2 protein-coding genes are annotated in these 2044 nt (G+C 58.4%); one reads left to right on the forward strand and one right to left on the reverse strand.

Annotation, left to right across the window (positions count from 1 at the left end; all coding sequences use genetic code 11):
- The coding region (locus tag ACSHXH_RS19585) for a sigma 54-interacting transcriptional regulator (RefSeq protein WP_435673481.1) at positions 1-942 on the reverse strand (942 nt) is incomplete at its 3' end.
- 283 nt (positions 943-1225) lie between these two features.
- Between ACSHXH_RS19585 and ACSHXH_RS19590 the strand changes: the two genes are divergently transcribed.
- Positions 1226-2041 carry a flagellin gene (locus ACSHXH_RS19590; RefSeq protein ID WP_435673482.1) on the forward strand — a complete coding sequence of 272 codons (816 nt, stop codon included), beginning with the start codon at positions 1226-1228 and terminating at the stop codon, positions 2039-2041.
- The last annotated feature ends 3 nt before the right edge of the window (positions 2042-2044 follow it).

A 2044-nucleotide genomic window follows, 5' to 3' on the forward strand; every position in this document is an offset into this window, starting at 1 on the left:
CAGCAGCGCCAGCGCCGCCTGCGAAATCCAGCACGGCATCCCCGGCTTGCACGCATGGCGCAGCAACATGCCAAAGGCGAGCGGTGCAATATCCCCGCGCCGCGCCTGCAAAGCGGGCAGCGCCATGGGAAAGACGTTGATACGGTAGAGCAAGTCTTCGCGAAAACGGCCCGCCTCTACTTCTGCGGAAAGCGTGCGATTGGTCGCGGCGACGATGCGCACATCGACATTGATCGGCTTGGTCGCGCCCAGCGGCAGCACTTCGCCTTCTTGCAATGTGCGCAGCAATTTCGCCTGAAGCGCGATGGGCAGTTCGCCAATCTCATCGAGCAGCAAAGTCCCGCCATCGGCTGCGCGGAACAGCCCTTCGCGTGCTTCGCCTGCGCCGGTGAATGCGCCTTTACGGTGGCCAAACAATAACCCTTCCAGCATTGCTTCGGGCATTGCGGCGCAATTCACTGCGATGAATGGACCATCAGCGCGCGCGCTCATCCGGTGGACAAAACGCGCGATCACTTCTTTGCCGGTGCCGGTTGGCCCTTCGAGCAGGACCGGAATTTCGCTGGCGGCGATCCTTTCAGCCAGCGTCAACAGGGCGAGGCTCTCATTATCCCCCGCAATCGGCCAGCCGCCATCGGCAGCACTTGCGATCAGCGCCGATTGCGCCGGGGCGATGGAATGAGGGTGATAAGCAAGCGTAATCCGCGCCGCGCCAACTTTGGTCAACGCCGGTGTGTCGGCATGGACAAGGTCGATTGCAACCATATCAGGCCGATGGCGCGCCTCGAATGCGCCATTGTCGCCAAACACCAAACGGTCCTTTTGCCAGCTTTGTGAAAGCAGCGGGACAGTGGGCTCGACCAATGCGTTATGCGACCGGCAAATTGGATCGCCATCGGCAACCGTCCACGTAGTTTGAAATTGATCGTGCTGCGCCCGCATGTTTCCACCTGTTCATTTCTGGTGGAAAGGATTTGCCGCCCCGGCGGCCAAGATAAGGCAAATTTAAGCACCCGTAGGGACACGTAAGGGTTCTCCACGGGGTTAGCCCGGCGACCCAGCCTTCAAACTATTTCCCTTACTATAAAGCATCGGATTGGCCCCAAAACCGCAATCCGAACATGCCCCCTTAAACATCGCGTCGGGTGGTCGCTCTTAGTCTCAGCAACGGCGATACAAACCGCTGATGTTCTGACCACTTCACACGACCACGGGAGTTTGACCTATGTCTGTTATCAACACCAATATCTCAGCCCTTCGCGCTCAAAATGCGAGCATGAAGGCCAACGACATGCTCGGTGACGCAATGGAGCGTCTATCGACAGGGCGCCGCATCAACAGCGCCTCTGACGATGCCGCCGGCATGTCGATCGCAACCGGATTTACCTCCGACATTCGCGGCATCAACCAAGGCATTCGTAACGCTGGCGACGGCATTGCACTGGCCCAAACAGCAGAAGGCTCGCTCGATGAAGTTGCCAATATGCTGCAACGTGTCCGCGAACTGGCTGTTCAGTCCAGCACTGGCACCTACGATTCCGCAGCACGCGGCTTTATGAACACAGAGGTTGCCCAGTTGTCTGCTCAGATCACTGACATCCTTTCAAACACTGATTTCAACGGTGTTTCACTGTTCAGCACAACCAGCGGCACAGACGTTACCGTCGATATCGCCGTCGATGCGGGCCGCACGGTTACTTTGACCAGCACGGCTATCGGCCAAGATGTCAGCACTTCGGCACTTGATGTAAGCAGCACGACCGCTGCTGGCACCACGATCACCAATGTCGACGCTGCTCTCAGCGACGTTAACACCGCCCGATCATCGCTGGGTGCAGGCCAAAACCGGCTTGAATCTGCGATCAACAATCTAACGACGACGGCCACCAATCTGACCGACGCCCGCTCACGGATTGAGGATGCGGATTACTCGGCTGAGACAACCGCGCTCGCTAAAGCGCAGATCCTCGGCCAGGCTTCGACTGCAATGCTCGCTCAGGCGAACCAGTCGCAGCAGAACGTCCTTTCGCTGCTGCGGTAATAG

The sequence above is a fragment of the Marivita sp. genome, from assembly GCF_051251565.1.
Classification (GTDB): Bacteria; Pseudomonadota; Alphaproteobacteria; order Rhodobacterales; family Rhodobacteraceae; genus Marivita.

Excerpts from the sequence above, each read along its gene's own strand:
- ACSHXH_RS19590 (WP_435673482.1), top strand. The coding sequence starts at position 1,226 with ATGTCTGTTATCAACACCAATATCTCAGCCCTTCGCGCTCAAAATGCG.